This is a genomic window from Tepidiforma thermophila, from assembly GCF_002563855.1.
Classification (GTDB): domain Bacteria; phylum Chloroflexota; class Dehalococcoidia; order Tepidiformales; family Tepidiformaceae; genus Tepidiforma; species Tepidiforma thermophila.
Genome location: NZ_PDJQ01000001.1, coordinates 2,213,385 through 2,238,858, shown reverse-complemented (window position 1 = coordinate 2,238,858; position 25,474 = coordinate 2,213,385). Strand labels below are relative to the sequence as shown.

General features: G+C 66.8%; 26 protein-coding genes and 2 tRNA genes. 12 read left to right on the top strand and 16 right to left on the bottom strand.

Translation table 11 applies throughout. The features are described 5' to 3' along the window. Positions 1–4: 4 nt before the first annotated feature. The 3 genes from hflX to A9A59_RS10905 are packed head-to-tail and all read left to right on the top strand — an operon-like array spanning position 5 to position 3,817. Positions 5–1,198: a GTPase HflX gene (gene hflX / locus A9A59_RS10915; RefSeq protein WP_098504298.1), complete on the top strand. Its 1,194-nt coding sequence runs from the start codon at positions 5–7 to the stop codon at positions 1,196–1,198. Positions 1,199–1,229: 31 nt separating this feature from the next. Continuing rightward, positions 1,230–2,513 carry a CaiB/BaiF CoA transferase family protein gene (locus A9A59_RS10910; RefSeq protein ID WP_098504297.1) on the top strand — a complete coding sequence of 428 codons (1,284 nt, stop codon included), beginning with the start codon at positions 1,230–1,232 and terminating at the stop codon, positions 2,511–2,513. A 2-nt stretch (positions 2,514–2,515) separates the two neighbouring features. Beyond that, complete coding sequence (locus tag A9A59_RS10905; RefSeq protein WP_165772675.1) at positions 2,516–3,817, top strand: CaiB/BaiF CoA transferase family protein; 1,302 nt, start codon at positions 2,516–2,518, stop codon at positions 3,815–3,817. 146 nt (positions 3,818–3,963) lie between these two features. On the opposite strand, the gene A9A59_RS10900 is transcribed toward A9A59_RS10905, so the two are convergent. The 10 genes from A9A59_RS10900 to A9A59_RS10855 all read right to left on the bottom strand — a co-directional run bounded on the left by A9A59_RS10900 (position 3,964) and on the right by A9A59_RS10855 (position 13,827). Then, positions 3,964–5,055: a cupredoxin domain-containing protein gene (locus tag A9A59_RS10900; protein WP_098504295.1), complete on the bottom strand. Its 1,092-nt coding sequence runs from the start codon at positions 5,053–5,055 to the stop codon at positions 3,964–3,966. A 36-nt stretch (positions 5,056–5,091) separates the two neighbouring features. Further along, a complete protein-coding gene (locus A9A59_RS10895; protein ID WP_098504294.1) occupies positions 5,092–5,703 on the bottom strand; it encodes a cytochrome c oxidase subunit 3 in 612 nt (203 codons plus the stop codon). A gap of 57 nt (positions 5,704–5,760) precedes the next feature. Beyond that, on the bottom strand, positions 5,761–7,371 hold the full coding sequence (gene ctaD, locus A9A59_RS10890; RefSeq protein WP_098504293.1) for a cytochrome c oxidase subunit I: 1,611 nt from the start codon (positions 7,369–7,371) through the stop codon (positions 5,761–5,763). Positions 7,372–7,444: 73 nt separating this feature from the next. Then, complete coding sequence (gene coxB, locus A9A59_RS10885) at positions 7,445–8,245, bottom strand: cytochrome c oxidase subunit II (RefSeq protein ID WP_098504292.1); 801 nt, start codon at positions 8,243–8,245, stop codon at positions 7,445–7,447. Positions 8,246–8,513: 268 nt separating this feature from the next. Next, entirely contained in the window at positions 8,514–9,410 is an 897-nt protein-coding gene (locus A9A59_RS10880; RefSeq protein WP_098504291.1) for a heme o synthase, read from the bottom strand. After that, on the bottom strand, positions 9,407–10,348 hold the full coding sequence (locus A9A59_RS10875) for a COX15/CtaA family protein (RefSeq protein ID WP_098504290.1): 942 nt from the start codon (positions 10,346–10,348) through the stop codon (positions 9,407–9,409). The genes A9A59_RS10880 and A9A59_RS10875 overlap by 4 nt, the downstream gene beginning before the upstream one ends. A gap of 172 nt (positions 10,349–10,520) precedes the next feature. Next, positions 10,521–11,489 carry a M23 family metallopeptidase gene (locus tag A9A59_RS13775; protein ID WP_098504289.1) on the bottom strand — a complete coding sequence of 323 codons (969 nt, stop codon included), beginning with the start codon at positions 11,487–11,489 and terminating at the stop codon, positions 10,521–10,523. Positions 11,490–11,545: 56 nt separating this feature from the next. Continuing rightward, positions 11,546–12,106, bottom strand: a complete 561-nt coding sequence (locus A9A59_RS10865; RefSeq protein WP_098504288.1) for a YdbT family protein — start codon at positions 12,104–12,106, stop codon at positions 11,546–11,548. 13 nt (positions 12,107–12,119) lie between these two features. Next, the gene (locus A9A59_RS10860) at positions 12,120–12,599 is read right to left on the bottom strand and encodes a MaoC family dehydratase (RefSeq protein ID WP_098504287.1); all 480 of its coding nucleotides are present in this window, start codon (positions 12,597–12,599) and stop codon (positions 12,120–12,122) included. A gap of 55 nt (positions 12,600–12,654) precedes the next feature. Further along, positions 12,655–13,827 (bottom strand): acyl-CoA dehydrogenase family protein, encoded by a 1,173-nt coding sequence (locus tag A9A59_RS10855; protein ID WP_098504286.1) that lies wholly within the window; start codon positions 13,825–13,827, stop codon positions 12,655–12,657. A gap of 151 nt (positions 13,828–13,978) precedes the next feature. Between A9A59_RS10855 and A9A59_RS10850 the strand changes: the two genes are divergently transcribed. After that, positions 13,979–15,334: an MFS transporter gene (locus A9A59_RS10850; protein WP_098504285.1), complete on the top strand. Its 1,356-nt coding sequence runs from the start codon at positions 13,979–13,981 to the stop codon at positions 15,332–15,334. Positions 15,335–15,449: 115 nt separating this feature from the next. Here A9A59_RS10850 and ccrA read toward each other — a convergent pair whose 3' ends face one another. Together ccrA and A9A59_RS10840 are read right to left on the bottom strand one after the other, a co-directional pair. Further along, a complete protein-coding gene (gene ccrA / locus A9A59_RS10845; protein WP_098504284.1) occupies positions 15,450–16,712 on the bottom strand; it encodes a crotonyl-CoA carboxylase/reductase in 1,263 nt (420 codons plus the stop codon). A 140-nt stretch (positions 16,713–16,852) separates the two neighbouring features. Next, a complete protein-coding gene (locus A9A59_RS10840; RefSeq protein WP_133117602.1) occupies positions 16,853–17,938 on the bottom strand; it encodes a Gfo/Idh/MocA family protein in 1,086 nt (361 codons plus the stop codon). A 236-nt stretch (positions 17,939–18,174) separates the two neighbouring features. Here A9A59_RS10840 and A9A59_RS10835 point away from each other — a divergent pair. Beyond that, positions 18,175–18,249: transfer RNA gene (locus A9A59_RS10835), tRNA-Asn, on the top strand. A 219-nt stretch (positions 18,250–18,468) separates the two neighbouring features. On the opposite strand, the gene A9A59_RS10830 is transcribed toward A9A59_RS10835, so the two are convergent. Continuing rightward, positions 18,469–18,544 (bottom strand) — tRNA-Phe (locus tag A9A59_RS10830). A 77-nt stretch (positions 18,545–18,621) separates the two neighbouring features. On the opposite strand from A9A59_RS10830, the gene A9A59_RS10825 reads away from it, so the two are divergent. Further along, positions 18,622–19,758, top strand: a complete 1,137-nt coding sequence (locus tag A9A59_RS10825; protein ID WP_098504282.1) for an epoxide hydrolase family protein — start codon at positions 18,622–18,624, stop codon at positions 19,756–19,758. A 33-nt stretch (positions 19,759–19,791) separates the two neighbouring features. Here A9A59_RS10825 and A9A59_RS10820 read toward each other — a convergent pair whose 3' ends face one another. The 3 genes from A9A59_RS10820 to A9A59_RS10810 all read right to left on the bottom strand — a co-directional run bounded on the left by A9A59_RS10820 (position 19,792) and on the right by A9A59_RS10810 (position 21,553). Next, the gene (locus tag A9A59_RS10820; protein ID WP_098504281.1) at positions 19,792–20,145 is read right to left on the bottom strand and encodes a YybH family protein; all 354 of its coding nucleotides are present in this window, start codon (positions 20,143–20,145) and stop codon (positions 19,792–19,794) included. A gap of 61 nt (positions 20,146–20,206) precedes the next feature. Then, entirely contained in the window at positions 20,207–20,752 is a 546-nt protein-coding gene (locus A9A59_RS10815; protein ID WP_133117601.1) for a hypothetical protein, read from the bottom strand. 45 nt (positions 20,753–20,797) lie between these two features. Continuing rightward, on the bottom strand, positions 20,798–21,553 hold the full coding sequence (locus tag A9A59_RS10810) for a winged helix-turn-helix transcriptional regulator (protein ID WP_098504279.1): 756 nt from the start codon (positions 21,551–21,553) through the stop codon (positions 20,798–20,800). Positions 21,554–21,751: 198 nt separating this feature from the next. Between A9A59_RS10810 and A9A59_RS14130 the strand changes: the two genes are divergently transcribed. The 6 genes from A9A59_RS14130 to A9A59_RS10785 all read left to right on the top strand — a co-directional run bounded on the left by A9A59_RS14130 (position 21,752) and on the right by A9A59_RS10785 (position 25,450). Continuing rightward, positions 21,752–21,898: a hypothetical protein gene (locus A9A59_RS14130; RefSeq protein WP_165772673.1), complete on the top strand. Its 147-nt coding sequence runs from the start codon at positions 21,752–21,754 to the stop codon at positions 21,896–21,898. Positions 21,899–22,006: 108 nt separating this feature from the next. Beyond that, positions 22,007–23,662: an acyl-CoA mutase large subunit family protein gene (locus A9A59_RS10805; protein ID WP_098504278.1), complete on the top strand. Its 1,656-nt coding sequence runs from the start codon at positions 22,007–22,009 to the stop codon at positions 23,660–23,662. Beyond that, positions 23,662–24,195, top strand: coding sequence for a maleylpyruvate isomerase N-terminal domain-containing protein (locus A9A59_RS10800; RefSeq protein WP_098504277.1), 534 nt, complete (start codon positions 23,662–23,664; stop codon positions 24,193–24,195). Before A9A59_RS10805 ends, A9A59_RS10800 begins: the two co-directional genes overlap by 1 nt. 17 nt (positions 24,196–24,212) lie before the next feature. Next, complete coding sequence (gene mce / locus A9A59_RS10795) at positions 24,213–24,629, top strand: methylmalonyl-CoA epimerase (RefSeq protein ID WP_098504276.1); 417 nt, start codon at positions 24,213–24,215, stop codon at positions 24,627–24,629. Continuing rightward, positions 24,630–25,058 carry a VOC family protein gene (locus A9A59_RS10790; RefSeq protein WP_098504275.1) on the top strand — a complete coding sequence of 143 codons (429 nt, stop codon included), beginning with the start codon at positions 24,630–24,632 and terminating at the stop codon, positions 25,056–25,058. Further along, positions 25,055–25,450 carry a VOC family protein gene (locus A9A59_RS10785; RefSeq protein WP_165772672.1) on the top strand — a complete coding sequence of 132 codons (396 nt, stop codon included), beginning with the start codon at positions 25,055–25,057 and terminating at the stop codon, positions 25,448–25,450. Before A9A59_RS10790 ends, A9A59_RS10785 begins: the two co-directional genes overlap by 4 nt. Positions 25,451–25,474: the final 24 nt, after the last annotated feature.

Genomic DNA, 25,474 nt, shown 5'->3' with positions numbered 1-25,474 from the left:
GCAGATGCCAAGAGCGCTCCACCAGACTGCACCCGCACCCGACCGCGCCATCCTCGTCGCCGCCGACGTCCCCGGCGCCCTCCTGCCTGCCGACGAATCGCTCAATGAGCTCGCCGAGCTCGCCCGGACCGCCGGCGCCGAGGTCGTCGCCCGCTTCACCCAGCGGCTCGACCATCCCAACCCCGCAACCTACATCGGCAGCGGCAAGGTGCAGGAGATCGTCGAGGCCATCCGCGAACACGGCGCCAATGTGGTCATCTTCGACGACGAACTCTCGCCCTCGCAGCAGCGCAACCTCGAGAAGGCGCTCGGTGTCAAGGTCATCGACCGCACCGCCCTCATCCTCGACATCTTCGCCACCCGGGCGCAGACCCGCGAAGGCCGGCTGCAGGTCGAATTGGCCCAGCACCAGTACCTCCTGCCTCGCCTCGCGGGCCAGTGGTCCCACCTCGAACGCATGGAAGGCGCCATCGGCACCCGCGGCCCCGGCGAAACCCAAATCGAGACTGACCGCCGCCTCATCCGCAACCGCATCGCAAAGATACGCCGCGACCTCGAGGAGGTGCGCACCCAGCGCGAACTCTACCGGCGCCGCCGCGCCCGCAACAACGTTCCCGTCGTCGCGCTTGTCGGCTACACCAACGCCGGCAAGTCCACCCTCATGCGCGCTCTCAGCGGCGCCGACGTCCTCGCTGAGGATAAGCTCTTCGCCACGCTGGACCCGGTCACTCGCCGTATCTCCCTCCCTTCCGGCGAAATCGTCCTCCTGACCGATACCGTCGGGTTCATTCAGAAGCTGCCCACCCAGCTCGTCGCGGCCTTTCGCGCCACGCTCGAAGAGCTCGAAGACGCCGACCTCCTCCTCCACGTCGTCGATATCTCCCACCCCAACGCCTACCAGCACGTGCAAACCGTCGAGTCCACCCTCCGCGACCTCGGCGTCGACCGGAAACCACAGCTCCTCGCCCTCAACAAGGTTGACCTCCTCCGCCACGAGGATGGCCGCCCCGTCGCCGACTACGACGAAGCCCGCGCGATCATCCTCGGGGCCGGGGCACCCCCGCGCAACGTCGCCATCATCTCGGCCGCGAACCGCTGGGGCCTCGACCTCCTCCGCGAGCGGATCGAAGAAGGCCTCGAAAGCGGCTTCGAGCACATCGAGCTCGAACTCCCTGCCATGCTCTCCACCGCCGTTTGAACGCCGGCGCAGCACCCGGTAGAACTCGGCTATGAACCCAGAACGGCCGCCTGTTCCGCTCCCTCACCCGTCCGGGCCGCTCGCCGGGTACCGCGTCCTCGACCTCGCCGACGAAAAAGGCCAGCTCGGCGCCCGGCTCCTTGCCGAGCTCGGCGCCGACGTTATCAAGGTCGAGCCCCCGCGCGACGGCGACCCCGGCAGGCAGCACGCACCCTTCTTCCGCAATGAGGCCGGAACCGAAACCAGCCTCTTCTGGTGGACGATGAACGCCGGCAAACGCTCCATCACCCTCCAGCTCAAGCTGGAGGCCGGCCGCGAACTCTTCCACCGCCTCGTTGCCATCTCCGACATCGTCATCGAGACCACCATGCCCGGTGAGGCGGCTGCGCTTGGGCTCGATTACCCGACGATCGAACGCATCAACCCCTCCGCAATCCTCGTCTCCATCACCGGCTTCGGGCAGGATGGCCCCTACGCCCGCTGGCACGCCACCGATATCGTCGGCGCCGCCATGGGCGGCCTCATGTATCTCAATGGCGACCCCGAACGCGGCCCGGTCCGCACCACCGTCCCCCAGGCCTACACCCAGGTCAACGTCCAGGCGATGGTCGGCGCGCTCGTCGCGTTGTACGCCCGCGGCGTCAACGGGGGCATCGGCCAGCACGTCGATGTCTCGATGCAGGAGGCCGTCGCCAACGCAATGGACAATGCGCAGCAGACCTGGGATATCCGCCGCGTCAACGCGTCGGGTCCCGGCCTCTACCGAAACGCCGCCGGCGTCCGCACGGCCCGCTACCTGTTCGAGACCGCCGACGGCTGGGTCGCAGCCCTGCAGGCCGGCGGTCTCATCGGGCCGAACGCCAACGCGATTATCGACTGGCTCGCCGAGCATGGCGAAGCCCGCGGCCTTGATTCCCAGGAATGGCGCACCCGCCTCACCTCTGGCCAGCCGCTCTCGCCCGAAGACCGGAAATACGTTGAAGCCACCATGGCTGCCTTCTGCCGCACGCGAAAGAAAGAGGAGCTGGTCGAAGAAGCGCAGCGCCGGGGTGCCGGATGGGCGCCCGTCCTCAGCCCTCGCGAGATCGTCGAAAACAGGCAGCTCGCAGCCCGGGATTACTGGGTCCGCGTCGCCCACGAGGACATCGGCCAGTCGTTCACCTATCCCGGCCCACCCTTCCGCCTGTCTGCCACCCCTTGGCAGCAGCGCGGCCGCGCCCCGCACCTCGGTGAACATAACGATGAGGTGTACTGCGGGCTCCTCGGGCTCGAACCCCAGGAACTCCGCCGGCTCCGCCTCAGGATGGTGATCTGACCGTGCCCGAACATTCCCAGCCGCCGCTCAAGAAGCCGTTCGAAGGCATCCGCGTCGCCGATTTCGCCTGGGTCGGCGTCGGCCCGCTTGTCTCCAAGTACCTCGCCGACCACGGCGCCGAAGTTATCCGCATCGAAAGCTCCACCTACCCCGAGACCCTCCGGCGCGCCGGTCCCTTCGTCGATGATGTCCCCGACCTCGACGGCTCCGGCTACTTCGCGAACTTCAACAGCTCGAAGCTCGGCGTCACCATCAATTTCAAGCACCCCAGGGGCCCGGACCTTGTGCGGCGCCTGCTCGCCCACTGCGATGTCGTCACCGAGTCGTACACGCCCGGCACCATGGCCCGCTTCGGCTTCGACTACGAATCGGTCCGGCAAATCCGCCCTGACGTCATCATGATCTCCATGCCCCTCTACGGGCAGACCGGCCCGTGGGCGCACTATGCAGGCTACGGACACGTCCTCCAGGCAGCCGCCGGCTTCAACCACTTCACCGGCTGGGAAGATGGCCCGCCCATCGGCACCGGCGTCGCCTACACCGACTTCCTCGTCCCGCATTTCGCCGCCATCGCTCTCATCGCCGCGCTCGACTACCGCCGCCGCACCGGCCAGGGCCAGTACATCGACTTCTCACAGTTCGAAGCCGCCATCCACGGCCTCTGGACGGCCATCCTCGACTGGACTGTCAACGGCCACGAGCAAACCCGCCTGGGCAACCACGACCTCGAGGCGGCCCCCCACAACGCCTACCGCTGTCGCGACGGCCGCTGGGTCGTCATCGCCTGCGAGACCGAAAAGCACTGGGAGGGGCTCAAAGCCGCGCTCGGCCGCCCCGAGTGGTGCGACATGGAGCGCATGCGCCGCCGCTGGCAGCGCATCAACGAGCAGAAGGAAATCGACCGGCATCTCACCTTCTGGTTCGAGGACTTTACCCGGCTTCCCAGCGAGGCCGCCCTCCAGGTCGAAGAGGGCGTCGAAGGCCCGCCGGTCCGCAAGTACACCACGGAAGAAGTCGTCCAGCTCTTCCAGTCATTTGGGGTCCCCTGCGGCATCGTCCAGTCGCCTGAAGAGATGCACGCCGACCCGCAGCTCGCCCACCGCCACCACTACTGGAAGCTTGAGCACCCCCGGATGGGGCTTCGCACCTACGACTCGCCCGCCTTCAAGCTCTCGAAGACGCCCGCCGAACTGACCCGGCCCGCCCCGCTCCTCGGCGAGCACAACGAGTACGTCTTCAAGGAGATTGTCGGCCTCTCCGACGAGGAGTTCGTCGAGCTGATGACCGAAGGCGTCTTTGAGTGATCGTTTGCAGCTGCCGTCGTTCGGCCGAGCCTCGGGGAGGCCCGCGCGCCGGCTCGCAAGGGCGAAGCTGCCAGCAAAAAGAGAGGCCACCGCCCGACGGTGGCCTCTCAATGTTTGGCGCGTGGAAAGGAAACCGGGAGCGCCCTTTAGCCTTCCGGCGCTGGAGAAGCTTCCGGGGTGGCCGGCGGCTCGCCGGTGCCCACCGGGCCTCCCTCCACCACGCGGAAGATGCCGTCCATCTGGTCCGGGTGCAGGTCGCAGACAAAGTAGTACTCGCCGGGGCCTGGCGTAACAAACGTCACCTTCGTCTCCATGCCCCCGTCGATAATGGCGCCCTCGGCGCCGGGCGCCAGCGTTTGTCCGCCCTTCCGGTCATAGAAGTGAATGTTGTGCTTCGCGCGGCCGCGGTTGACCAGCGTAATCGTGATCTCCGCATTCGGACCGGCGACGATCTCTTTCTTGTCAAACTTATTGTCCGTCGCAATCACCCGGAACGGGTTGTCCACAGGGGTCGGGGCAGGCGCTCCACCGCCCGTGCCGGTCGATTCGCTCGCGAAGAGATTCAGGCCGGCGCCCACCATGAATCCGCCGAGCATCAGCCCGGCGATGACCGTGAACGCCGCACCGGTCCCGAACCGGAAGGTAACATCCTTGGTGTCCCGGATGACCTCCATGTCGAAGACCTGCACGGTCCCGGGGACCACTTCGTCCGTGTGCCGGGCGATGATGTCCAGCATCGTCTGGCGAGTCTCCTCGTAGGTTGCCAGACCTTCCCGGTCCGACCACGTCGTTTCGACCAGCACCTGCGACGGCCCCGTTGCCGCCGGCGAGACGATGATCCGGAGGTCCTGGAACCCGTCGAGGTCGCGCAGCTGGTTGTCGCTGCTTTCGAGGTCGTGGATGATGCCGGATTTCCGCGCCTGCTCCAGCTTCCCCTCGGCGAGTGCGAACGTCACGACCTGCGTGTACCGCGTCGGCGCAGCCTGCCCATGGCCGCCCATCGCCGCCTTCTTGCGCATCTGGCCGTCTTCGTATGCCCAGCCGAACACCGCAATGAGCGCCGACACGATGGCCGCGCCGAGCAGCGGACCGGCGAACGTTTTGTCATCGACGCGCGACCAGTAAATCAGCGCAGCGCCGAGGAAGAGCGCGGCGACCCCGACGACGAGTGGCCAGATGCTTGGGTCCGGCAGGTGGACGTCGTGGTGTTCGCCGTGTGCGTTCGCCTGGTGGTCCATTCGGTGCTATCCCCCCTGAATTTCGCGCCTGTCGTCCTAGGGAATGATGTAGAGCGTGGTGAACAGCGCGATCCACACCACGTCGACGAAGTGCCAGTAGAACGAGCACGCCTCGACGGCTTCGTGATTCGCCGCAGTGAACTGCCCGGCGAGCGAGCGCGCCAGGATGATGCCCATGAAGACCACGCCGCCCGCCACATGCAGGCCGTGGAAGCCGGTGAGGGTGTAGAACGTGGTCCCGTAAATCGTGTCGCCCACTCCGAAGTGGAGCTGGCTGTAGTCATACATCTGCATGATGAGGAACACGAGGCCGAGGACGATCGAGACGAACGTCCAGCGGATCAGGCCCGAGCGGTTCCCTCGCTGAATCGAGAAGACCGCGAGCTGGATGGTCACCGAGCTGGTCACAAGGAGAATGGTCGCGATGAACGGGAGCCAGAACTCCACTTCCAGCTTCACGCCGGCCGCCACCTGCTCCGGCGTCAGCAGATATTCCGGCGGCCACTCCCTCGCGTCGGCCCGGGCGATGAAGTAGGCGGCGAACAGCCCGCCGAAGAACATCACCTCCGACGCGAGGAAGAGGATGAAGCCGAGCATCCCATTGCTCAGGCCCTGCTTGTGCTGGGTGGCGACCGCATGCGCTGCCATCGAACTCCTCCAGTCTCCCCTGCTTTGCCCGTGTGAGCGATGGACCTTCGGCCCCGATTAATGGGCCGCCTTGCCGTGGCGCAGGTCCCAGAGCGGCCGCTCGGAGTGGACCTCGGGAAGGTCATCAAAGTTGTGCGCCGGCGGCGGCGAGCTGGTCCACCACTCCAGGGTGTTCGCCTGCCATGGGTCGTTCGGCTGATCTTTCGGCCGCATGAACGCCATCACCACGTTGATGATGAACGGGATCATGGCGACGCCGATGAGGAACGCGCCGATCGTCGAAATCAGGTTGAGCGTCTCCCAGCCGCTGCTCTCGGAGTAGGTCGCGATACGCCGCGGCATCCCGTCCAGGCCGAGCAGGTGCATCGGGAAGAACGCCAGGTTAAACCCGATGAACTGCAGCGCGAAATGGATCCGCGCCAGCCGCTCATCGAGCCGCCGGCCCCAGATCTTCGGGAACCAGTAGTACAGGCCCGCGAATACCGCGAACACCGCCCCGCCGAACAGCACGTAATGGATGTGCGCGACCACGAAATAGGTGTCGTGAATCGCGAAGTCGACCGGCACCGCTGCCGAGAAGGTCCCGTTGATGCCGCCGATGAGGAACATGCTCAGGAAGCCGAGCGCGAACAGCATCGGCGCCTCGAAGGTAATCGAGCCCCGCCAGAGCGTGCCCAGCCAGTTGAACATCTTCACGCCGGTGGGCACGCCGATCATGAAGGTCATGAACCCGAACCACGGCTTCAGCACCGCCCCGGTCGTGAACATGTGGTGCGCCCACACGCTGAAGCCCAGGCCGCCGATGCCCATCGTTGCGAACACGAACGCCTTGTAGCCGAAGAGGGGCTTCCGGGCGAAGACGGGCAGGATTTCCGAGATGATGCCCATGCCCGGCAGGATCATGATGTAAACGGCCGGGTGCGAGTAGAACCAGAAAATGTTCTGCCAGAGAACCGCGTTGCCGCCGCCGTTCGGGTCAAAGAACGAGCCGCCGAAGTTCCGGTCGATGTAGAGCATCGCCAGCGCCGAAGCCAGCACCGGCGTCGCCAGGAGCTGCAGAACAGCCGTCACCAGCATCGTCCAGCAGAAGATCGGCATCCGGAACATCGTCATGCCCGGCGCCCGCATCCGGAACATCGTCACCATGAAGTTCGCAGCGCCGATGGTGGACGAAACGCCGAGGATGATGACCGAGATGATCCAGAGGTCGAGCCCCACGCCGGACCCGCGCGCCAGCGGGCTGTAGGCCGTCCAGCCGGCGTCGGCGGCCCCGCCGAACAGGAAGCCGGCAAACATCAGCAGCCCTGCCGGGGGGATGAGCCAGAAGGAAAGCGCATTAATCCGCGGGAAGGCCATATCGGCCGCACCGATCTGCAGCGGGACGATGTAGTTCCCGAAGCCGGCCCACACCGGGATGATGAACAGGAACAGCATCGCCGACGCGTGCATCGTGAAGATCTGGTTGTACGCGTCGTTGTTCACGAACGTGTTGTCCGCCACGGCCAGCTGTGCGCGCACCAGCAGCGCAAGGATGCCGCCGACGGCGAAGAAGAACATCGTCGTGTAGAGGTACAGGATCCCCAGCTTCTTGTGGTCGACGGTCGTCAACCAGTCGAGGATCCAGGGCCGTTCGGCATACGCCGGTCGTGGGATTGCGATGCTGGTCATGCTTCCTCCCGGGCTTCAATGGCCTCGTCGAACTCTATCTGCCGGTCCTCATCCCGGCCCGCATGCTGGACGGTCACGGCTGGCGGACCGAAGGCCTGGCGCCTGCCTGTTCCGCCACCCACTTGTCGAATTCCTCCCGCTCAACCACCCGCACATGGAACCGCATGAGCGCGTGGTTCAGGCCGCACAGTTCAGCGCACTGGCCGGTGAATTCACCGGTCTCCTTCGCCGTAATGACGAATCGGTTATCGCGCCCGGGAATGACATCAAGCTTGTAGAGGAAATTCGGGATGTAGAACGCGTGGATGACGTCATTCGACTTGAGCCGGAACTCGACCGGTTCGCCAACAGGGATGACAAACGTCGGTTCGTTTGCGGCGGTGCCGATGATGGAGAACTGCCCCTCGGCGTTCGGTTGGGTGTTCTTCCCGAGGTCGTTCAGGTTGTACACGAACTCCCAGGAAAACTGGAATCCGGTCACATCGATAGTGAGCGCATCATCCGATGCCTTCTTCTCTACATCGCGCAGCACGATGAACGAATACGAGAACAGCGCGATGACAATCAGCACAGGGATTGCCGTCCAGACGATCTCGATGGCCGTGCTCCCGTGCGTTTGCTTCGGCAGCTCGTCGCTCTTCTTGCGGAAGCGGATGATGGCATACAGGAGCGCGCTCTCGACCGCGAAGAACACAGCGAGGGCGATGATCAACGTGAAGATCCAGAGGTCCTCAATCCGCTCGGCCTGGTCTGTAATCGGGTCCGGCATCCCCCAGCCGGCTAGTGCGGGGCTGATTGTTGCAATGGCCAGGAGCGCTGCGCTGACGAGGAAGTTGACCCGGCGGATGATTCGCAGTTTCCCGGTTGACGGCATGCTCCTGGCTCCCCCTCCCGACCCGTCGCGTTGGCCCGCGCGGGCACACTCCGCGCAGGAGTTTCGGTTGTGAACGGCGTCGCAAACTGGTTATAGACCCGGCCCCCTGCCCTGTCAAGGAACGGAAACGCGTCCCCCGAGAACGGCCCGAACGGCCATTGTCAGCACGTCGCGAATACCATTCGGAAACGTCGGCAGCTGGCCCGCGCGCCGGCTCCCGGGGCGTTGTCCCGGCCGCCAAACGCCTTCCGCAGCCCCGAAAGGGCCTCTAGAGCGCCGCGTCGACCCCCATCGCCACGAACAGCAGGGCAAGATAAAGCATCGAAATCTTGTAGACCCGAATTGGCGCAATCGATGAGGGGCGGCGCCACAACCGCCACGTCACCCACGCAAACCACGCCCCCAGGATGGCCGCCGCCGACGTGTAGACCCACCCGAGCCCCGCAGCCGGGGCCAGGAGCAGCGTCACCGGCACCAGCAGCACGGCGTACCGGAAAATCTCGACCCGTGTCCGCTCCGGGCCGTCCGTCACCGGCAGCATGGGAACGCCCGCTCGCGAATAGTCGCCTTCGAGCCGGAGGGAGAGCGCCCAGAAGTGCGGCGGCGTCCAGAAGAACACGATGGCGAACATCACCCACGCCGCCAGCGGAGCATCGCCCGTCACCGCGGCCCAGCCGACAACCGGTGGAAACGCGCCGGCGGCCCCGCCGATGACGATGTTCTGCGGCGTCCGCCGCTTCAGCCAGATGGTGTACACGAAGACGTAAAACAGCAGGGCCGTCAGCGCCAGCACGGCCGCCGCAAATGTCGTTGTGGCCCACAGGAAAAAGAACGCCCCCGCGCCGAGGGCGATCCCGAAGGCGAGCGCGTGACCGGGCGGGATGGCCCCCGTCACCGTGGGCCGCTCCCGCGTCCGCCGCATGATGGCGTCGATGTCCCGGTCGTACCAGCAGTTGATGACGTTCGCCCCGGCCGCCGACGTCGCTCCGCCAATCAGCGTCGCAAGCACCAGCCAGGTCCCCGGCCAGCCTCCAGCCGCAACCACCATCGCCGGCACGGTCGTGACCAGCAGCAGCGAAATGACGCGCGGCTTGGTCAGCGTGATGTAGTTGCGGACCGTTGTCGCCACTGACGCCCGCGCCGGGAACACCAGCTCAGCCGTCATGCCGGCGCCTCAGCACGCGGCAGCGGACGGACAGCCGTTGCCCGGTACGGCTGATAGAAACCGAGTGCCGCCCCTGCGGAAAGCACGCCCCAGATGCCGGCCGCAATCGCGGTATGCGCCACCGTCAGCGGGTCCGGGAACGTGTACCAGACGTTCAGCGCCCCGACCAGCACCTGCATCGCGTACAGCCCCCCGAGCGCAACAACGTACGGACGCGCCCACGGGAGCTGCTCCCGTCGCCGCCACGCCGTAACGAGGGCCGGCACCACGAAGAAGACGAACGCCCCCGCGAGGTACCGGTGCAGCATGTGGGTAATCTCCTGGTCGTCTGCGCCCGGCAGCACCCCGCCGTTGCAAAGCGGCCAGCCCGAGCAGGCCGTGCTCGCACCGCTCTCGGCCATGTACCCGCCGACCCAGAACGTTACCGCCAGCCAGCCGAGCCCGGCCAGCGCCCAGGCGCCCGGCACTCTCGCTGCGTCCCGGAACCGGGCGACCGACTCCCGGTGCCGCTCATCCTCCATCCACATCGCCACGGCGACCAGCGTGATGCATGACAGCACCACCATCGCCGTCACCAGGTGCGTCGCGACGATCTCCGGTGGCAGCTCGCGCACCACTGTGATCGCCCCAAGGAGACCCTGGAATCCCACCAGCGGGACGGTCGCGGTCGCCACCCACACGATCAGCGGCACGTGCCGGTAGTACTTCCACGCCGCCGCTGCGACGGCGATAACCAGCAGTCCGACGATCGATGCGATGAACCGGTGCGAGAACTCGATCCAGGCCTCCTTTTCCCCGGGGGGCACGGCCTGCCCGTGGCAGAGCGGCCAGTCGGGGCAACCCAGGCCCGAGCCCGTAGCCCGGACAAAGGCACCAACGGCGATGAGAACCAGCGTGAGAACTGCAGTGAGAATGGCGAGGCGCTGCGCGAGAATCATGCCCTGTCGTCGTGCCTTTCTGGCGGTATCGCCGGCCCCGTGCTCTGCTCCAGCAGGCGGTCCCGCGCCTGCGTTCCCCTTGCCATCAGCGTGCCATCCGCCTCACCGTCCCGCAAGCGTACATCCCACACTACGGTCGTTCGGTCCGCCCAGGGATGGCCGTTCGCCGGACCTAAAACCCCTGTGTCCCGTCCAGCCACCGCAGCCCATCCACCAGCACTCCCGCTACGCTCAGCTCCCAGTGGAGGTGAGGACCGCTCGACAGCCCTGTCGAGCCCACCCGCCCGACGACGTCCCCGCGGCGTACCGTCTGCCCAACTGCAACAGTGCGCTCCGAAAGATGCCCGTAGCACGACAGAATCCCGCCGCCGTGGTCCACCACCACGAGGTTCCCCCGCACCAGCGTCAGCTCCGACATCACGACCGTGCCATGGTTGGTGGTCCGGGCTGGTGTCCCGGGCGGCGCGGCAATGTCCGTCCCGCCGTGGTGGCCGACGCGCGGCCCGCCGTTAAACGACCGCTGCTCGCCAAAATACCCGCTCACCCAGACCTCGCCGCCCAGTTCAATCGGGATGATGAACGGCAGCGTCCACTGCCGCGGGGTGACGGTGGCATAGAGCGCATCGAGCCGCGGCTGCTCCGGCTCCAGCGGCGGCTCCTCCGGCGGCGGCGTGTTCGGGTCCGGCGGCGGCAGCCAGATGTCGTCGGAGGTCCACTGCGTCGCCCGGACGGTAATCGGTTCAACGAACCGGAAGCTGCCCCCGGCGGCGTCTGTGACGATGACCTCCATCGAGGCAGGCCCCGGGGGGTCCAGCACGCCGATCCCGACGAACCCTTCGAGCCCGCCCGGCCCCGGGCTGAGCGGCGACGTTCGCCCGAAAATCCGCGCGCTCCCGGAAACCGCATGCCGGACCTCCAGGTAGATCGCCCCGCCCTGGTACGGCGTTCGGAAGGAGAGCCGAACCTCTGGCCGCGGGCCATCAGTGCCCACCAGGGGCAGCACAACACGATGCGGCAGCGCCGACTGCCGTTCTGCGGCGATGCCGGGCGTCCGCTCGCCGCGCGCAAGCCGGGCCATGGCCGGCAGCGGCAGCGCCAGCCCGACCCCCAGCGCTGCGAGGACCTGCCGTCGGGTTGTCATGCCGAGAGGCTACCTGTCACGCCGCCCCGCGTCATCTTGCTGCGGCAAGCCGGGCGTCAGCGGACCGCATCCGCGGACCCCAGCGAGCGCCGCGCTGCATCCCGCGCCCCGTCCACTACCGCCAGTAATCGCGCCGGCTGCGGAATCCCCGAAAGAACAAAGTTCTGGACTACTCCTGCCGTTTGGCATTGCACGTCGCCAAAGTCGAACACCGTCTCCAGGACACCGTGTCGCTCCACGCGGAGGTCCTCGACGTCGACAAGGTCGGTCGAGGCCATCTGGTGGTGGAACCAGTGCCGCTTCAGCGAATCGACCAGCCGCTGGTTCGTCACCACCCAGATGTCGTTCTGGTACCGGTACCACGTGAAGTAGGCGCGCACTGCCCAGTAGACCGCCCATACAGCGATGACCGCCCCGGCGATACGCCCCGGCAGGCCGTCGAAGCCGAGGGTCATGGCAACGGCGGCGATGCCCAGCGCAGCGCCCCCCAGCCCGGCCAGCACGACACCGGCGATCCGCAGCGAAAAGTACAGCCAGTGCCGCCGAACGAGAGCAAGCACCTGTTCGCCCGGCTGTAGCGTGAACGGGAGCTTCTTCGGGTTCGGCGCGGCGGCCATGCCGCCCGCCATCCTACCCGCTCGCCGGGCGCTTCGGAACCATCACCTTCCGGCGGAAGTAGCACACCTCTTCGCCGCGCTGGTTGAACCCCCGCGTCTCGACCGTCACAATCCCGCGCGTCCCGTCCGAGGTCTCCCGTTTGTCCAGCACGGTCGTCTCCGCCCGGATCGTGTCGCCGTGGAACGTCGGCTTCAGGTGCTTCAGGCTCTCGATCTCGAGGTTCGCGATCGCCTTGCCCGAGACATCGGGCACGCTCATCCCCAGCACCAGCGAGTACACGAGGTTCCCCACCACCACGTTCTGCTTGAACTGCGTCTCCTCCTCCGCATACCACCGGTCGCTGTGCAGCGGGTGGTGGTTCATCGTGATGTCGCAGAAGAGGTGGTCCATCGCCTCCGTGATGGTCTTGCCGGGCCAGTGCTTGTACACGTCCCCGACTTCGAAATCCTCGTAGTAGCGGCCGAACTTGTCCCTGCCATCGTAGACAGTCATTGCACACGCTCCCTCTTGGTCGTCGATACAGCTCATCATCCGGTCTGCAGGTGGGCTAGACCGGGTATTCCTTCACGATGTTCCGGGCGATGACGATCTTCTGGATATCGCTCGTCCCCTCCGCGATCACCATAAGCGGCGCGTCGCGGTAGAACCGCTCCAGCGGAAGCTCCTTGCTGTAGCCCACGCCGCCATGGATGCGCATCGCATCGAGTACGCACTCCTGCGCAATCTCCGTCGCGAACAGCTTCGCCATGCCGGCATCGAGGTCGCTCCGTGCGCCGGAGTCCTTCTTCCGCGCGGCATCCAGCGTCAGCAGCCGCGCCGCCCGGATTTTGGTGATCATCTCCGCCAGCCGCAGCTGCTGCGCCTGGTGCTCGAAGATCGGCTTCCCGAACGCCTCCCGTTTCTGCGCATACCGGATCGCCTCGTCGAAGGCCGCCTGCGCTACCCCGACGCCGCGGGCCGCAACGTTGATGCGCCCGACCTCGAGTGCGCTCATGACGTGCTGGAACCCCTGCCCCTCCTTGCCGCCCAGCACCTGCGTCGCCGGCACCCGCGCGTCGTCGAACGTCAGCTCCGTCGTTTCCACGCCCTTGTAGCCGAGCTTTTCCAGCTTCCGCCCCGGCGTGAACCCGGGCGTACCGGCATCGACGAGAAACGCGGTAATCCCGCGGTGCCGCGGCTGAGCGTCCGGGTCGGTCTTCGTCAGGACCAGGTATACCCCCGCCCGCTGGCCGTTCGTCACCCACATCTTCTGGCCATTAATGATGTAGTCGTCGCCGTCCCGGCGGGCCGTCGTCTTGATCGCCGCCGCGTCCGAACCGGCGTCCGGCTCCGTGATGCTGAGCGCGCAGCGGATGTCCGGCGCCACCATCTTCGGCAGATACTTCTGCTTCTGCTCCTCGGTGCCGTATTCGCTGATCGCGTAACCAACCAGAACGTGCGTGTTGATGATCCCCGCAAGGCTCATCCAGCCCCGCGCCAGCTCGATGCACACACCCGCGTAGCATTCGAAGCTCAGGTCCAGCCCGCCGTACTTCTCCGGTATCTTGATTCCGAAGAGCCCCATATCCGCCATGCCCTTCACGAGCGGCTCCGGGAACTCATCCGCGTGCTCGTACTGGCTGGCGACCGGCTTCACCTCCCGGTCCACCCATACCCCGACGTTGGTGACGATCTCCCGCGCCACCGGGTCCGTGATGTCAGCTGCGTAATCCCTGGCCATGCGACAGTCCTGTTTGAATTCGTGCGTCCGCAGTATCCCCCACCGGACGCCTACGGACGATGCGCGCGCACACCCTCCCGCTGCCGGGCCGTTAGAATACCGCGAATGAACAGGGCACAGGCTCTCGCCCGTCCGGGCCGGCAGGCGGCCCGTGGCTGAGTTCCGGCCGGTCCCCCCGGTGCCGGGGCGTTCGCGCGGCCCTTCGTTCCGCACTGGCCTCGTTGTGTTCCGCAATCGGCACTACCGGCTGCTCTGGCTCTCGTCGCTCTTCTCGTTTACCGGCATGCAGATGCAGATGGTGGCCCGCGCGCTCCTCGCCTGGGAGCTGACCGGCTCGTTTGGCGCCGTCGGCCTCATCTCGCTCTCGTTCGGGCTCCCGATGCTCCTCTTCTCGCTGGTCGGCGGTTCGCTCGCCGACCGCTTCGAAAAGCGGAACCTCACGCTCGCCTCCCAGCTCGCCACCGGCGCCCTGGCCCTCGCCAGCGCCCTCATGCTCATCACCGGGACCATCACCATCGGCTGGCTCTTCGTGCTGGGGCTTGGCGGCGGCACCGCTATGGCCCTCGGTATGCCGGCCCGCATGCCGCTCATGGTCTACCTTGTCGGCCCTCAGAACCTCATGGCCGCTATGGCAATGTCGAACGCAGCCATGAACTTCACCCGCCTCTTCGGTCCTGCCGCCGCCGGGGCGATGGCTGCCGCCTGGAATCTTGAGTCCGTGTACTTCACCCAGGCTGCCCTGTACGCCGTCGCCTGCCTCGCGCTCCTTGGCATCCCGACCGGCCTCGGACACTCGGTAGCTCCCCCGGGAACCTCCCGGCCGGGCATGTGGCGCGAAATCGGTGACGGGCTCCGCTACGTCATGGGCGACCCGCGCCTCCGCACGCTGAACCTCATGATGTTCACGGTCGCCTTCTTCGTGATGCCCTACGTCATGCTGCTCGCCGGCTTCGTCCAGGAGGACCTCGGCAAGGGCGAGCAGGAGTACGGCATCCTCCAGTCAGTCTCAGGAGCCGGGGCCCTCCTCGCATCGCTCGTCATCGCCTCGCTCACGGCCTTCGACCGCAAAGCCCTCCTGCAGTGGGCTTCCGGCATCGTCGGCGGCCTCGGCCTGGTCGGGCTTGCCGTCGGCTCACAGGCGTTCGGCTTCGCTGGCGCGCTGGTCGCAACGCTCATCCTCGGCCTGGCCCTCACCGCCTATCAGACCATCAACGGCACACTTACCATGGAAGCGGCGCGCCCCGAGTTCTACGGCCGCGTCATGAGCATCAACATGCTCAGCTTTAGTGCGATGCCGCTCATGGCCTGGCCGCTCGGACAGCTCGCCGACCTCACCGGCGCCCGCGCCATGTTCACCGGCCAGGGCATCCTCGTCGCCGCATTCATGCTGGTGATGGCCGTTCTCCAGCCTCGCCACATCTTCGGCCGCTCGCCCGTCCTCTCCGCGCAGGATGCCAGCCAGCCGCCCGCCCCGGGCCAGCAGCCCGGCCCGGCCCTGGGCAACTGATGTCCTGACCGCGCACCGCCCCCCGGCCGCCGCGGCGCCGCGCAAACAGTCAGGCCCGGCCGTGAAGACGGCCGGGCCCGGTCAGCGGAGCGATGCCGGACAGCACAGCCCGGCGTCAGGATCCCTTGAGCGTCTTCAAGCCCTCGCGCGGCGCCCCGACCAGGATCGCCATGTTCCCGTCCGGGTGCCGGTTTTCGTACATCAGCTGGTGGCAGAGCCCCGTCTCCTCGAACTTGAACACGCGTGAGAGGCACGGGTCGATCTTGCCGGCCACCACCAGGTCGTTGAACGCGTAGGCCTGCTCGTCATTCGCGAAGTGCGAGCCCTGGAGCCGCTTCTGCCGCATCCACAGGTAGCGCAGGTCGACGTCGGCGTTGTACCCGGTCGTACCGGCGCAGATCACCACCATCCCGCCGGTGTCGCACACGAAGATGGAGGTCGGAACCGTGTCCTGCCCGGGGTGCTCGAAGACGATGCGCGGATTCTTCCGCTCACCGAGGATGTCCCAGATCGCCTTGCCGAAGGCCCGCGCGCCCGCCGTGAACTTCGCCATCGATTCGTTGTCCGTCCAGTCGGGCAGCCGGCCCCAGTGGTCGAAGGCCTTCCGGTTAATGCACCCAACGGCCCCAAGCCGCTTGCAGAAGTCGTACTTCGACTCGCTCGAGACCACTGCGATCGGCTTCGCGCCGACCTGCGCGGCCAGCTGGATCGCCATCGAACCGAGGCCGCCGGCGCCGCCCCACACCAGCACCACATCCCCTTCCTGTACCGTGTGCGGCGGCCAGCCGAAGAGCATCCGGTACGCCGTTGCCCCCACCAGCGTCGGGGCAGCCGCCTCTTCCCACGTGAGGTGCGGCGCTTTCGGCATGCACTGGTGCGCCTGCACCTTCGTGAACTGCGCAAACGAACCCCAGGTCGTCTCGTACCCCCAGATCCGGTAGCTCGGGTGGTACATCGGGTCAAGCCCGGCCTTGATCTCCGGCGCGTGCACGTCCCAGGTGCCGCAGTGGATCACGACCTCGTCGCCAACCTTCCAGTTCGTGACGTTCGACCCGACCTTCCAGATGATGCCGGAGGCATCCGAGCCGCCGATGTGGTGGTCCCACGGCTGGCCCTCCTTCTGCCGGGCCGCAATCACATCGACCGGCACGCCCAGCCCGGCCCAGACGTTGTTGTAGTTCACACCGGCCGCCATCACGTACACCAGCACGTCGTCGGGCCCGATTTCGGGTACGTCGATCACCTCGACCTGGAACGCCTGGGTCGGCTGGCCGAAACGGGACTGCCGAATCACCTGGGCATACATCTTCTTCGGCACGTGGCCGAGCGGGGGCATCTCGCCGATCTCGTAGAGGTCCTTGAGTATTTCGGTCGTCATCTCCATGCTCCTCGGGCGGGCTCCCGGCCCGTCCCTTCGCGGGTCTGGCACCGGTCCACGGGCCGAATGCGGCCATACTATCGGATCGCTATTGGCGGGTAAACGGGCTTCGCCGCTGAGCCATAGGCGCTGCGTATGCCTCAGCGCCCCGGCGAATCCAGCCGCACCTCTCTGCCCTCCCGGGCGCTCCGGTAGCACGCATCGACCACGCGGTGCGCCGCCAGCGCCGTCCGGAAGTCCGGAAACGCAGGCCGCCGCGCCGCCGCGCTCTGCAGGAACGCAACGTCCTCCAGCATCCCCGCGCGGGCCAGCGCCGCCTGCTCCTCGTTCAGACCGGCCAGCGCGACATACCGTTCGAACACCTCGTCGGCGCTCAGTTCGCGCACCGGCCCGCTGCGCCCCTGCACGCGGATCGGGCCGAGAAAGTCGTGTTCGGTCGCGAAGTACCCGCCCTCGAAAAAGACTTCAAGGAACCGTGTCGATGGACGGTCGTCGAGCCCGTGCCACACCGATGTGAGCGTCGTCTGGTGGCCGCCTGCGTGCTGGAATGTCACCAGCGCAACATCCTCCACCCCTGGGTGCCCCGGCGTCGCCTCCCTCGTGTGACAGCGCACCGCCGCAATCTCCCCGAACAGCCAGCGGAACACATCCACGTCATGGATCGAATGCTCGATGAGCGTCCCACCGCCAGCCCGTTCGAAGCTGCCCCGCCAGCTGCTGTTGTAATGCCCGCGGACCGGAAAGAACTGGTCATCCCGCAGGTGGGCCGTCAGGAGCGGCCCGAGCCCGGGGTCGCGCATCAGGTCGGCCAGCACGGTCAGCACCGGGGAGTACCGCAGCACCAGTCCTACCTGGTTGATGACCCCCGCGCCCTCGACCGCCTCCACCATCGCCTCCACCTCCGTCAGCGTCCGGGCGAGCGGCTTTTCGCAGAAGATGTCGAGCCCTCGCCGGGCCGCCTCCGCGACCAGCGCCGGGTGTTCGGCCGTCTCCGTGCAGATGTAGACGGCGGTCAAACCCGGATAGTCGAGCAGCTCCGACGCGTCGTCGGTGACCAGCTCTGCACCCACGATGCCCGCGAACGCCTCCGCCCGGGAGCGGTCGCGGTCGCAGACCGCAACGTATCGCGCATCGACGACGCCCGAGCGGATAGCCCCGCGCAAATTCCGCGAGTGAAACCGGCCGATATGGCCGCAGCCGATGAGCCCGACGACTGGTACGTGCAACGGAGGCCCGCCTTCCGGAGTTTTCCGGCATTTTACGGGTGCCTTGCGCAAATCCGGTGAAGCCCTTGCTTCAGCTCCGTGAAGATGCAGGCGCGGCCGCCGGCAGGAGGATCCACCTGGGGGCGCACGTGACTTCCTGCCGGCAGCCGTCTTCTCGTCCCCGGGGCGGTCGCGCGATGCGAATCACGGCATGAGCCGGTTGCGCGTCCCGCCTCGCCGTCCGAAACTCAACATGATCCCCGGTAGCTCAACGGTAGAGCGCGCGGCTGTTAACCGCTAGGTTCGAGGTTCGAATCCTCGCCGGGGAGCCACCCCTGCGCCGGGTCAGCGCGCCCGTTCTCCCCCGCTCGCGGAGCAAACCGTCGCTCCACCGCAACCGCAACCCCCAAGACCCGTTCCCCGGTAGACGCCGCTGCGGCTGTGCCGCATTGCGCCCGTGATGCGGAAGAGGGCCGGAGCACTCGGTTCGTCATAGGCCCCGGCAAGAGCACAGGCCCGGCGATTTCGCCGGGCCCGTCCATCGTCATGCCTGGTGCTGAGGCTCGGGATCGAACCGAGGACACCGGCATTTTCAGTGCCGTGCTCTACCAACTGAGCTACCTCAGCGCCGTTGCTTCATGCTAGGTTCACGCCCGCCCGCCGGTCAAGGCGCGGCTCACGCCCCGGCGGTATGATTCCCGGCCATGAGCATCCGCCCCTTCGCCATCAGCGTACCCGATGAGGTCCTCGCCGACCTCCGCGAACGGCTCGCCCGGACCCGCTGGCCGGAGCAGCTCCCCGGCGCCGGCTGGGACTACGGCGCCAACCTGGACTACATCCGCGAACTCTGTGACTACTGGGCCAACGGCTACGACTGGCGCCTCCACGAAGGCCACCTCAATCGGTATCCCGGCTTCCTCGCAGAGGTCGATGGCGTCGACCTTCACTTCTGGCATATCACGAGCGGAAACCCATCCGCCATCCCCCTCCTCCTGGTGCACGGCTGGCCCGGCTCCATCTTCGAGTTCTACTTCATCATCGACCGGCTCGTGCACCCCGAAGCCCACGGCAACTCCGCCGCCGATGCCTTCGACCTCGTCATCCCGGCGCTCCCCGGTTTCGGCTTCGGCGGCAAGCCCCGTGAGCGCGGCTGGGGTATCTCCCGCATCGCGGCCGCCTTCCACACCCTTATGACCCGCGAGCTTGGCTACCGTCGCTACGGCGTCCAGGGCGGCGACTGGGGCGGCATCATCTCCGCCAAAATGGCCTCCGCCTATCCCGAAAGCGTCATCGGTGCACACCTGAACTTCCTCTTCGTCCAGCCCCCGCCGAACCCGACCGAAGAAGACCGCAAACACATCGCCGCCCGCGACGCGTTCCAGGCGAACGAAACCGGCTACTCGCTCACCCAGGGAACGAAACCCGATTCCCTCACCCTCGCCCAGTCCGATTCCCCGGCCGGGCTCGCCGCCTGGGTCGTCGAAAAATTCCATACCTGGGGCGATGTCGGCAGCAATATCGAAGACACGTTCTCCAAAGATGTGCTGCTCACGAACCTCATGTTCTACTGGGCGCCGAACAGCGTCGCCTCTTCGGCCCGCATCTACTACGAGGCGCGCCGCGACCCCGCCGGCTTCGTCTACCCGCGGGTCGAAGTGCCCACCGGCGTCGCCGTCTTCCCGCGCGAGCCGTGGAGGGTGCCCCGCCACTGGGCAGAGCAGCGCTTCAACATCGTCCACTGGACCGAAATGCCGCGGGGCGGCCACTTCGCAGCTCTCGAACAGCCGGCCCTCCTCGCCAGCGACATCATCGCCTTCTTCCGCAAGCTCCGGACCGGCTGAGGCTGCTCCGGTCGGCGCCGGTTGAGCCGTGACCTACGGCAGGTTGTGCGTATAGACCTCGTTGAAGCTAATCCGGTCTCCGTCGAGGAGCACAAGGTCGAACCCCCGCAGCCTCCGCGCGGAGCCGTCGGGCAGCGTCACCGTGCAGTACCAGCGCCCGCAGTAGCCGCCCGCGATCGGCCAGACCTCGTCAGGCACGTAAGTCATGGGCGGCGTCGCGGCGAACAGCCCCTCGAGGTACGCCCTCAGCGCCGCATGCCCTTTCACGCCCTGCGGCACCTGGCCGTCCCGGTACTCAACCTCCGGGTGATAGAACGCCAGCAGCCGGGGGACGTCCTTCTCCGTCCATGCCAGCAGCCACTCTGCGTTGAACCGTTCGATGTCCATGGCTCCCCCGGCCGACGAATTCGCCGGCAGCCGGAGTGTACCCCGACGTCCATTCCCGGCGTTACTCCAGTTCGACGATGAGGGTCGCCCGCTCGTTGTCGATTGCGTTGATGGACACCCGCGCCACGCCTTCCAGGTTCGCCAGCCGCTCCTGGAAGTCGAGCAGCTCGCCGAACCCCTTCCCCCGCACGTCTACCTGCACGCGGTGGCCTCGTGGCTCCGGGCTCGTCTCCCCTCCCGGGGCTGGCTCAACCGCGGGCCGCGCGCTCTTCTGGCCTTTCAGCCCTCCGGCGAGCCCCTCGAGCCCCGCCACCACCTGCGCGATGCTCGCCGCCGCCGCGAGGTACTCCTGGCGCAGCTGCAGGAGCGGCGCAGCAATCGCCTCAGAAAGCGCTCCGGCCACCGACGACGAAGAGCTGCTCGCCTGGGCCCGCGTCGCCTCCGCGAGCCGGTCCTCGAGTTCTGCCAGCCGGTCGAGGAGCCGCTCGTAGTCCTGGCGCAACAGGTCGTACCGCCGCCGGAGCTGGCGCACCGTCGCATCCCCCGACGCAGCTTCCTGCAATCGCTCCAGGATCACATCCTCAGGCTCGCTGTCGTGTTCTCCCACGTCAACCTTCCCGGGAGGTACGCGCCCGGGAGCCGTGGGAGCGCGTCAGGCCTGCCGTGCCGGGAGCATCACGCGCTCCCGGCCGCCCTCGAGCCGGTAGCCGAAACCCCGCACCGTCACCAGGTACCGCGGGGCCTGCTCGTCCGGCTCGAGCTTCCGCCGAATCCGGCGGACATAGACCTTGAACACGTCCTGTGCTTCCCGCGGAAGATAGCGGTAATCATCCGAGACGGCGTTCAGGATTTCGTGCGGCCTGAGCACCCGCCCGCTGTTGCGGGCCATGTACTCCACGATCCGGAATTCCGCCGCGGTGAGTGGTACCACCATCCCCCCGCGCTGCACCTCGCATCGATCAACATCGACCACAAGGTCGCCGACCTGAAGGACGCCGCTATTCGCGCCGCTGGCCGCATCATACGCCCCGGCCCGCCGCAGCACGGCGCGCACCTGCGCGACCACCACCCGCGGGTCTGCCCCAAGCTCCAGGCAGGCCTCCGCCCCGGCCGTGAATGCCTCAGCGACCAGCTCCGGGAGCGCTGCTGCGAACACCGCGACCACCGGCCTCCCGCACGCTGCCAGCCGCGCCACATCGACCAGCCCGGAAACTCCGTCGCCTTCGATCGCGCGGCAGACCAGGTCGAATTCCCCCGACTCCGCCATCCGCAGCGCTGCTTCGCCGGGCTCCCGCTCGAGCACCGCCAGTCCCCCGCTGTGCAGCGCACGGACAAAGTGGCGGGTCTCCAGAGCGCCCGGAGCAACCAGCAGGCAGCTGAGGAAGCGGGGAGAAAGGCTGCCGTCCATCGTTACCTGTACGTTCCCGAATCTCCACCGGGGCAGGCCCCGGGCCGGTGGGTGGGATTATATCCACGTTTGTCAAGAGGTAAAGACCCTATTTTTGTCGCCGGTCTCCCTGATGTCGCCGGCGCCCGGGCGCGCCGCCCGCGAAATCGGGCGAATCCCGAATTGTGGCGCCCGCCCGGGCCAGCCGAATCTTTCGATATGGGACAGGCACAGCGCATCCACACCTACGACGACGAACTCCACGAGCGCCGGCGCCGGCTCGCCATCGTGCGCCCCATCGTGGATTTCGAAGAGGAGCGCCTGAAGCGCCTCCGCGAAAAGTCGCGCGATACTCGCGACCCCTGACCGCGGGCCGGCGCGGCGTTTGCCGGGCCGGGCGGGCCGCTCCTATACTTCGGAGACTGCACCGCCGTTCGCCAGAACGCGCCCACGCGTCCCCGGAGTCGCTAGAGCATGCCAATCACCACCAAGCGCGAGTGGCTGCAGGGCCCCTACGCCAAAGCTGTCCAGCGCGCCCCCGAACGTCAGCCTTCCTTCGAAACCACCGGGCGGATGCCCATCGAGCCCATCTACACCCAGGATGACCTCGAAGGCTGGGACCCGGTCACGCAGCTCGGCTTCCCCGGCGAGTTCCCCTTCACCCGCGGCATCCAGCCCACCATGTACCGCGGCCGTCTCTGGACCATGCGCCAGTACGCCGGCTTCGGCACCGCCGAAGAATCAAACCAGCGCTACCGCTACCTCCTGTCCCAGGGCCAGACCGGCCTTTCCGTAGCGTTCGACCTCCCTACCCAGATCGGCTACGACTCAGATGACCCCATGGCCGCCGGCGAAGTCGGCAAGGTCGGCGTTGCCATCGACTCCATCGAAGACATGCTCGTGCTCTTCGATGGCATCCCGCTCGATAAAGTCACCACCTCCATGACTATCAACGCGACGGCCGCCATCCTCCTCGCCCTCTACGTGGCCGTCGGCAAACACCAGGGCGTTTCCCCAGATAGGCTCGGCGGGACGGTCCAGAACGACATCCTCAAGGAATACATCGCCCGCGGGACCTACATCTACCCGCCGAAACCCTCCATGCGGCTCATTACCGACATCTTTGCCTACTGCAAAGACAACGTACCGCAGTGGAACACCATCTCCATCTCCGGCTACCACATGCGCGAGGCGGGCTGTACCGCCGCCCAGGAGATCGCCTTCACCCTCGCCAACGGCATCGCCTACGTCGAAGCCGCTCTCGGCGCCGGTCTCGATGTCGATGAGTTCGCCGGCCGGCTCTCCTTCTTCTTCGCCTGCCACAACAACTTCCTCGAAGAAGTCGCAAAATTCCGCGCCGCCCGCCGCCTCTGGGCCCACATCATGCGCGACCGCTTCGAGGCGAAGAACCCGCGCTCCCAGATGCTCCGCTTCCACACCCAGACCGGCGGCGCCACCCTCACCGCCCAGCAGCCCGAGAACAACATCGTCCGCACCACCGTCCAGGCCCTCGCGGCCGTGCTCGGCGGCACCCAGTCGCTCCATACGAACTCCATGGACGAGGCGCTCGCCCTCCCGACCGAGAAGGCCGTCCAGATCGCCCTCCGCACCCAGCAGATCCTCGCCTACGAAAGCGGCGTCGCCGACGTCATTGACCCCCTCGGCGGCTCCTACTTCGTTGAAGACCTCACCAACCGGCTCGAAGCAGAAGCCCGGGAGTACATCAAAACGATCGACAGCATGGGCGGCGCACTGGCCGCCATCGAAAAGGGCTTCCAGCAGAAGGAGATCCAGGAAGCCGCCTACCGCTACCAGATGCAGGTCGAAAATAAGGAGCGGATCATCGTCGGCGTAAACGAGTTCATCGTCGCTGAGGAGGAGCAACCCGAAATCCTCCGCGTCGACCCCGCCATCGGGCAGCGCCAGGTCGAAAAGCTCCGGAGGCTCCGCGCCACCCGCGATAACGCTGCCGTCGAACGGATGCTCGACCGCATCGAACAGGCCGCCCGCGGCACGGAAAACCTCGTTCCCATCATGATCGAGGCCGTCGAAAACCGGGTCACCCTCGGCGAAATCAGCCACCGCCTTCGCAAGGTGTGGGGCGAACAGCGTGAGCCGGTGTTCATCTGATGAGCGACGACGACATCCGGACCCGCGCCGATGAGCGGCGCCGCCTCCTCGCCGAGCTCGAACTCGAGCGCAACCAGCTGATCCGGAACGTCGAAACGTGCCGCATCCGCGATATCGAGCGGCCATTCATCGGCGAATGGTCCGTCAAAGATATCGTCGGCCACGTCGCCAGCTGGGAGGCAGAGGTCGTCACCGCCCTGCGCGAGCTCCGTGCCGGCCGGCGCCCCGAGCTCTACGACTTCAACCGCAGCCGCCTGGACGCCTGGAACCAGGAGCACGTCGAGCGCAAGCGCAGCCTCGATTTCTTCAGCGTCCTCCAGCAGCTCAAAGACGGCCGCCACCGCCTCCTCGAAGAACTCGCCCATATCCCGGATGAGGACCTCGTCGACGAAGGGTCCGGCTACCGCAAGCTCGTCCAGGCCGTCATCGACCACGACCGCGAACACTGGCACGCCATCGCCGCGCGCCTCGCCGGCATGGAGGGAGCACGGCGAACCGGCGCCCAGTCCATCATCGAAGAAGCCACATCCTGAGGGGGTTCCGCACCAGCATGCTCACCAAAATCCACCACGTCGGCATCGTCGTGCACTCCGCCGACGAAGCCCTCAAGTTCTACCGCGATGCACTCGGCCTCCCGGTTACCGCGGACCGCGTCGTCGAAGACCAGGGCGTTCGCGGCGTCCTCCTCAAGATCGGCGAATCCGAAATCGAACTCCTCGAGCCGACCCGCGACGACACCGGCGTTGCCCGCTTCCTCGCCAACCGCGGCGAGGGCATGCACCACATCTGCTTCGAATCTGACGACGTCGCAAAGGAACTCGAAGCCGCACGCGAAAAGGGCATCGAACTCATCGATCAGGCGCCCCGCCTCGGCCTCGCCGGCATGATTGCGTTCCTTCACCCCCGGGCCAACCACGGCGTCCTCGTCGAATTCGCCACGCCCATCGAGGGGCAGCACGACCACTAAATGACCGGCATCGGCGCCACCCACATCGACCACATCGTCATCTCCTCGAACAACAGCGAGGTGGTCGCCGAGACGTTCCATCGCAACCTCGGCATTGAGATTCGGCGCACCATGAGCCGCCCGGGCACCGGCGCAAAGCTTGCCTTCGCAAAGCTCGGCGAGGTCGTTCTCGAATTCGCGGGGCCGCCCGAGCCCGACCCTGCAGCCGAGGTCAAAGCACGGCTCTGGGGTCTCGTCCTCGCCGTCGCCGATATCGCCGCCGCCGTCCAACGGCTGCGCGGCCTCGGCTACAACGTCGGTGACCCGAAGCCCGCCGTCCAGCCCGGCGCCCTCATCGCCACCGTGAAATCCGGCACGAGCGGCGTCCCTTTCGCACTCATTCAGTACAACGCCATTCCCAACGAATCTCCCGCTGGAGCAGCACCGTGAAAGCAAAGCGCATCGACCACGTCGGCATCGTCGTCAAGAACCTCGAGGAGGCAACCGCCACCTACGCCCGCAACTTCGGGCTCCAGGTCGATCCCTCCCGCGGCGGCGAAGTGCCCGCACTGGGCATCAAAAACGCATTCATGCCCATCGGCGACAGCGACCTCGAGTTCATCCAGCCCACCACCGACCAGGGCCCCGTTGCCCAGTTCGCCAAAGAGCGCGGCGAGGGCCAGTTTCTCCTCTCGATCGAAGTCGACGACGTTGCCGCCGCCGTTGAACACCTGCGCAGCCTCGGCTTTCGCGTCGGCGACCCGAACAACGGTGTTGCCTTCGTGTCGCCGAAGTCCTCGCACGGCGTCAACCTCCAGCTGATTCAGCGCCAGGGACGCTGACTCGGTACCATAACGACGACAGCA